Origin of the sequence: Rhizobium tumorigenes (genome assembly GCF_003240565.2) — a bacterium.
Taxonomy (GTDB): Bacteria; Pseudomonadota; Alphaproteobacteria; order Rhizobiales; family Rhizobiaceae; genus Rhizobium; species Rhizobium tumorigenes.
In genome coordinates this window covers 297626-304572 of the sequence record NZ_CP117259.1, presented here as the reverse complement: position 1 = coordinate 304572, position 6947 = coordinate 297626, and the positions used below count along the sequence as shown (strand labels likewise).

The 6947-nt window shown below is 59.5% G+C and carries 6 protein-coding genes; 3 read left to right on the top strand and 3 right to left on the bottom strand.

The window, feature by feature from the left end:
* Positions 1-471: 471 nt before the first annotated feature.
* The gene (locus PR017_RS26995; RefSeq protein ID WP_111221165.1) at positions 472-654 is read left to right on the top strand and encodes a hypothetical protein; all 183 of its coding nucleotides are present in this window, start codon (positions 472-474) and stop codon (positions 652-654) included.
* Between the two features lie 163 nt (positions 655-817).
* On the opposite strand, the gene PR017_RS26990 is transcribed toward PR017_RS26995, so the two are convergent.
* The 3 genes from PR017_RS26990 to PR017_RS26980 all read right to left on the bottom strand — a co-directional run bounded on the left by PR017_RS26990 (position 818) and on the right by PR017_RS26980 (position 4588).
* Entirely contained in the window at positions 818-1915 is a 1098-nt protein-coding gene (locus tag PR017_RS26990) for an NADH:flavin oxidoreductase/NADH oxidase (protein WP_111221164.1), read from the bottom strand.
* A complete protein-coding gene (locus PR017_RS26985) occupies positions 1912-3132 on the bottom strand; it encodes an MFS transporter (protein ID WP_161959345.1) in 1221 nt (406 codons plus the stop codon). Before PR017_RS26985 ends, PR017_RS26990 begins: the two co-directional genes overlap by 4 nt.
* A 169-nt stretch (positions 3133-3301) precedes the next feature.
* Positions 3302-4588 carry a flavin monoamine oxidase family protein gene (locus PR017_RS26980; protein WP_111221162.1) on the bottom strand — a complete coding sequence of 429 codons (1287 nt, stop codon included), beginning with the start codon at positions 4586-4588 and terminating at the stop codon, positions 3302-3304.
* A 315-nt stretch (positions 4589-4903) separates the two neighbouring features.
* Between PR017_RS26980 and PR017_RS26975 the strand changes: the two genes are divergently transcribed.
* Positions 4904-5359 (top strand): MarR family winged helix-turn-helix transcriptional regulator, encoded by a 456-nt coding sequence (locus PR017_RS26975; protein ID WP_161959344.1) that lies wholly within the window; start codon positions 4904-4906, stop codon positions 5357-5359.
* Positions 5360-5605: 246 nt separating this feature from the next.
* Entirely contained in the window at positions 5606-6625 is a 1020-nt protein-coding gene (locus PR017_RS26970; protein WP_111221246.1) for a fatty acid desaturase, read from the top strand.
* Positions 6626-6947: the final 322 nt, after the last annotated feature.

Sequence of the window (6947 nt, the reverse complement as noted above, 5' to 3'; positions counted from 1 at the left end):
CTAATTTTCTCGCAAATGCGTTTTGTAAGCTACTTGGCTTCTCAAAGCGCATTTGAGACCGATTCTCACTGTTGAGCAAGGGCTTTGTGACGAACGGCAGCTATGCACGCGTAAGACCGGTGGAGAAGTTTACCGCAGTAAACCAGTGAGTTCCAGATGAGGTGATGGTTCCTGGCAACCCAGCCCACGATGACTCAGAATTTACACGCCGTTTCGAGCTTCGCGGCGCGGCCTCTAGATCCAACAGAATCTCCGCAAACAACACGACCGGCATGCGTGCCTGCTGCTGTAACAGGATTCGCGAAAACGACAATCCAGACGCGAGTGTCCGCCAACGGACCGTCTGAAACGCGATGAAACCTTCTGGCGAGCTTGGCATTAAGAAAGGACGCCTTATCAATAAGGAGCGCATCAGTGCGCTCGGCTGTGAGCGGGGCGGGTATGTCGAGATTGCACCCAAGGAGGACCTTAATGGAAGAGCCGAAAAAACGCAGACTTCAGCTGTCAAAAGAGCAGAAGAGAGTGCTTGCGGACGCTGCGACCGAGGCCGCATTTGCAGATACTGAACAGCGCCGCAAGGCCCGCGAGGAAAAAACGGCAAGGCTGCGTGCGATGCGGCTGGCAAGCGAGGCCAAGGTCAGCGAAAGAGCCTGAGCGCCATCGGGCCCACTGACAATGTTACGGAATGAAGCTAGCCTGTAGACTTCCGCGATCGACGATCGCAACTTGCTCAGACGCAGCGGAGCGCAGGCTAGCGATTTTATCCCAAAGTTCGCGCCAATCGGCCCGAACTTCAATATCCAGAAATTTGCGTCAATTAATCCTGACGGAACAGCTTGGCCTTACCGTGCGGAGCAGCGCGCAGGTATGAGGCTGGAACCTCGATCGTCGCTCCGAGCTCTGCTGCAGCATGCCATCCCCAGCGTGGATCGTACAGCATTGCGCGCGCCAGTGCGACCAAGTCAGCTTTGCCAGTCGCGACGATTTCCTCTGCCTGTTTAGCCTCGGTAATCAGACCAACTGCGATAGTCGTAACCCCAGTTACCTTCTTTATCTCGTCAGCGAATGGCACCTGGTAGCCCGGTCCCGCCGCAATCTGCTGCAGCGGCGACACGCCGGCGGAAGACACATCGATCCAATCGACCCCGCGTTCTTGGAGTTCCTTGACGAACGCGATGCTCTGCGCGACATCCCATCCCCCCTCGACCCAATCCGTTGCGGAAATCCGTACGCCAACGGCCTTCTTCGACGGGAACGCTGTGCGGACGGCGTCAAACACTTCGAGCGGAAAGCGCATGCGGTTTTCGAGCGAACCGCCGTACTCGTCGGTCCGCTGGTTGGAGAGCGGCGACAGGAATTGATGCAGGAGATAGCCGTGGGCGGCATGCAGTTCGACACCATCCAGCCCAAGTCTTGCGGCTCGCTCGGCAGTCGATGCGAAAGCATCGCGCACGCGCGCCAATCCGGCGAAATCGAGAGCGGTCGGCGCGCGCTCGCCATCCTTATGGGAAAGCGGGGAGGGGGCAAAGTTCTCCCATCCACCTTCAGCAAGCGATATGAGTTCCCCACCCTCCCAGGGCAACTGGCTGGACGCCTTGCGGCCGGCGTGACCCAATTGCATGACGATAGCCGCCTTGGAAACCAGTCCGATAGCATCGATCACCGGTTTCAGTGCGGCTTCCGTTTCGTCGTTCCACAGGCCGAGGTCGCCGGGCGTGATACGGCCGGCGGCTTCCACCGCTGTCGCTTCCAGAAACAGCATGCTCGCTCCAGAAAGCGCTAAACCGCCGAGGTGGACTTCGTGCCAGGCGGTGGCCTTGCCGTTGTCAGCCACATACTGGCACATCGGCGAAACGACGATACGGTTGGGCAGGGTCAGATTGCGGAGTTCAAACGGTGAGAAAAGTGTGCTCATGGACGGTTTCCAATCACGTGTCGAGAGGAGGGGGTGGGGGAGGCGTAGAGGACAGCGAGCAGCATGGCGCACAGTGAGAGGGCGGCAATGATCGCCGATCCGACATCGACGGCGAAGTTCAGGCCGTAGAGTGTGGCGAGTTTCCCGAGCAGGAGTGCTGCCAGCCCCTGCGCGAGATAGGCAACCAGGAACAGCGCCGACAAGGTGCCGCCGCGATGGTGAGGCGGCGCGTTGGCATTCAAGAGCCCAAGCCCGCCGGAAAACAAAAGGCTGTAGGATATGCCGCCGAACACAAGCGCCGTCGCAAACAGGCCCAGCGAATGCTGGCTGGCGGAGAACGCAAGCAGGCCAACTGCGGTCAGTGAGGCGAGACCTCCGATCAGGATCGTGGCAGAGGATTTGAGACCCCGAGCGGGGATAGCCACAGCGCCACCGACGAAAGCGAAGAGCGCGATGGTCGCGCCGTTGACCATGGCATTTGGCGAGCCGATGACGTCATGGGCAATCTGCGCTCCTAGGGATAGGATGATGGTGCCCATCGCATAGGACGCAGTGACGGCGATGGTCGATGTCGCGAAGATCTTGCGCAGGCCGCGCGGGATGACGATGGCCTTGAACCGCCAAGGACCGGAGGCCTCCGTGCTGAGATGGCGCGGAAGAAACCAAGTCGCCGCAAATATCCCAGCAAGCACCAAAAGAAGCACGATGAAGTTCAGGCGTGTCGGAAACGGTGCATACTGGATCAGTGCGCCGCCCACCAGCGCTGCGCATATCAGGCCGGTGACCTGGGCGAGCGTAGTGATGGCGCTGGCTTTTTGACCTTGACCCGGCGCGCTGAATTCCACGAGCGCGGCAGCCGACGGCCCGGCGGAAAGCCCGACCCCGATGCCCATGAAAGCGCGTCCGACAAGCACCCACCAGACATCCGGCGCAACGGCAAACAGCAGCACACCGATCAGCGACGCTGCTAACCCGAACAGCATCGTCTTGCGGCGACCGACATAATCGGAAATATCGCCGAAAACCACCAGGACCAGCACCACCACGATGGGATAGATCGCGAAGATCGTGGTCGTTGCAAATGGTGTGAGCCCCCACTCCCTGGCATAGAGCGGGTAGGTCATGGCCGGCGCAGCACTTGTCCACAGCGTGTGGGCGACGACTGCGGCAGCCGTCCAGAAGCTCGCCCGGCGACTGAAGGTGAAGCGATTGAGCATATCTAATCCCTGTCGATACTGCGAAACCCAAGACAGGGCATCAGAAAAGGCATGGCGCCGCCGTCGTGTGACAGCTTCTCGATTGTCGAACCGAATACGTAAGATGCGGCGATAGGCCGGATATAATGCTGTGTCGCGCTCAAAAGTATCTCGCAGAAAATATGGTAGGCTAGCTTTCGTTTGCAAGTGCAATGGCCGCAGGTGCTGGCGCGGCATCGATAATCCTTTCAGCCGCTGCAACGCCTGTCTCGAAGGCGCCGTGAGCCGTGGAATAGCGCGCAACGGAACAAGCTTCGCCGGCAAACAACAAGCGTCCGTCGACCGGCGCGGCGAGCATGCCGCGCGCAGAAACGGCGCCCGGTATGGCATAGGCATAAGCGCCGCCGATATGCGCTGATGTTGCCCAGCCGGACATCATGACAAATTCCAGATCGCCGCGAATTGCGCTTCCGAAGACGCCTGCCAGTTCATCGCGCGCAAAAGCCAGCGCTGCAGCATCGCCCGCCTTCTCCAGATCATGGGCCAGCGGACCGGCGAAGTAGGCTTCGATAATCGGCTGGCCGAAGGCGCGGATATGATAGCTGCCGGTGGCGCTCGTCTTGGCTGAACCATAGGCCTGGGTGTCCACGGGCAAGTCGAGGTAAGGTGGTACACGCAGAAAAAGCTTGTTGGCGAGGCCAAGGGGTAGGGAGGCCGCCGCCTCGATCTTTTGCGGCAAGGCTGGCGTAAAACGTATGGTCTCCCGCGCCAGCATATCAGTGGACAGCGTGACAATCACCCAGCGCGCCGTCAACACGCCCTGATTGGTCTCGACGACGACAGATGTGCGAGAGCGGTGGTCTATGCCGGTCACGACTGTACGAAGCGAAATGGGCAATGTACCGGCGTAAGTGCTGATCAACGTCCCGTAGCCCCCACGCACCCGCCAGTCGGGGCCGTCGCCAGGCGCGTAGTTGGCGTAGTCCAGAACGGAGGACTGATCCAGCGCTGCGCCGTTCAGATAGGTCCCGATAGCCTCGATCCGAGGGTTCCAGGGGTTATCCGGCTTGAGCAAGTCCGAAAGTGGTTTGTCGGACTCTCCCCGGTAATTCTCGGCGCGCTCGAAGAAGTCACCGATTGCCACATCTGCTCCTTCGTCGTTCTGCAGCCGGCGGCCGCCGTCGCTCCATGGCGCCGGTGTTTGGTCAACGGCCAGCCCGAGATCACCGGCAACAGAAGTCCATGCATTGGTTAGGGCGCCGTGGAGCCAGCCGCAACCGAGATCGACAGGTTGGTCCGCCAGGAGTTTCGGTCGAACCGTGAGCGCCCGACCGCCGATACGCGCGCCGGCCTCAAGAATTTGCAGCGATAAGTCCGGACGGACGGTTTGCAAGTGGCGTCCGGCGGCAATCCCTGCGGCGCCTGAACCGATGATGATTACCTCCACCTCGCGGTGTCCGACTGCCTGCGACAGCATTCGCTTCTCCCGTTTGAAAAGACATCATTAAACACGGGATATCCGAGATCGACAGGGGGATTTGCGCGGCATGCATTCACCATTTCGGCACCGGATCGGTGTGTACGCCGGAACTTTTGCCGCGGCGCAGTCTCAGCCGCATAGTCGACCATCCCGGAAGATTTGTTTTTACCGATAAAAAACTCCCGCCTATCGCAATTTTCGTGCTTAAAAATCGACATCCGGTTAAAGGAAACAACGGCGGCCGATAGCCGTTGTCTATCGCAAAACAATATTTGAAAATACAGCGTCGAAATCAGAGTGAATGCTATGCCGATGAGAGAGTTGCACGAGCAGATGGGCGTTAGTCTTGTGCTTCTGGCCCGCCTTTACCGCAGGGCTCTGGATGGCGTCTTGAAGCCTTACGAGCTATCTGAGGCGACAGTTCTGCCGATGCGCTATATTGCCCGTCTCGGCGACAACATCCGTCAGGGCACCCTTGCCGAAGTCCTTAATCTGGAGGGACCGACGTTGGTACGGGTTCTCGATCAGCTTGCGGAGCTGGGCTATATCGATCGCATCGAAGACCCGCAGGATCGTCGCGCAAAGACGCTGCGTCTGACGCCCGCCGGCCAAGCGCTGAATACCGAGTTGAGCAACGTATTGGCAAAGCTGCGTGCGGAGCTTTTCGAGGGCGCCAGCGAGGATGATGTGAATGCAACTCTTCGCGTGATGTCGCAACTCGATGCCAACCTTCAGCGCCGACGCCGGCTTGAGCCGGCAGCAGATTAGAAATATGGGCCGGCGACTGACAGATCAGGCAGATAGGTCAGCGTCGGATAAAACACGAAACGGCCTCAATGATTGTATACAGGTAAAGCATATGGCCAAATGGGATATACGGGGATCGTCTGACAGGATAACCTCGGTCTCGGTTCATAGGCAGATAGTCTTACACTGTCGGCTCACTCCCCTTACCATTGAGCAGAAAGTCCAACGCCGGTGCACAACGCCACGACTAAGCCCGCTCTTGCGGATATTTCAGCCGCTACCGCCGATATTACCAACGAAAAAGCCTGGCTCAAGATCCTGTCGAAATACCGGCAGCCGCGCGGCACTCGTAGCGCTTTCGAACTGGCCGTGACCGTCATACCCTTTATCATTTTCTGGGCGTTGTCCTGGATTGCCGTTCACTACAGTTTTTGGCCTGGCCTGATTCTGATTATTCCTGCAGCGGCGTTTCTGCTGCGCCTGTTCATGATCCAGCACGATTGCGGCCATGGCTCGTTTTTCGCCCGCCGTCGCATCGACGACTGGACGGGCCGTATCATTGGCGTGCTGACGCTGACACCTTACGACTACTGGCGTCGCGCCCATGCCGAACACCACGCCTCCGCCGGAAACCTGGATGAACGCGGAGTGGGCGACATCGCCACGCTGACGATTGCGGAATACAACGCACTGTCGTTTCGCGGCCGCATGACCTACCGCCTCTATCGCAACCCGGTTGTCATGTTCGGCATTGGCCCGATCTGGCTGTTTCTCTTCAAGCAGCGGCTGCCATTCGGCATGATGCGCTCCGGGCTTCAGCCATGGGTATCGACGATGGCGACCAACGCCGCCGTGGCGGTGGTCGCCGGCTTGCTCATGTGGGCCGTCGGCGTCGTGCCGTTCTTGATGGTACACCTGCCTATCGTCGTGCTCGCCGGCGCTGCGGGCATCTGGCTCTTCTACGTCCAGCACCAGTTCGAAGAAACCCATTGGTCCGAACCGCCTGAGTGGCAGTTTCCCCACGCCGCTCTTCACGGTGCGTCGAATTACGACTTGCCGGCCCCATTGATGTGGATCACCGCCAATATCGGCATCCATCACGTCCATCACCTTGCCAGCCGCGTACCGTATTACCGGTTGCCGGAGGTGCTGCGCGACCATCCGCAATTGCGCAACGTCGGGCGTATCACGATCATGGAAAGCATCCGCTGCGTAAAGCTCGTCCTGTGGGACGAAAAGAGCCGCCGCCTGGTGTCGTTCCGCGACGCGGCCGCCCTGCCGGCATAGGCCAAAACTCGGCCGGCGGATCTTCCGCCGGCACATTCGGAAGACGTCGTCACAGTCAGCGAAACCGCATTAGCACTATTGCGGCCGCACAGACTCCGAGAAACGCCACGCACCAGAACAGTCCGCGTTTCAACTGACGAAGCCGACGCGTCCGGCCGCCATACCAATCATACACCAACGCCTTACTCCACCCGAACCCCTATGGGTGCGGACGATAGCCCTTTCTGCGCGCTCGGCAAGCAGCGGCTTTCGCACGCGACGCGCAGCAAAGCCTTCGGGATCCCTGCCGAGCTCACCCACTCGTCCGAAAGACCGCACCACA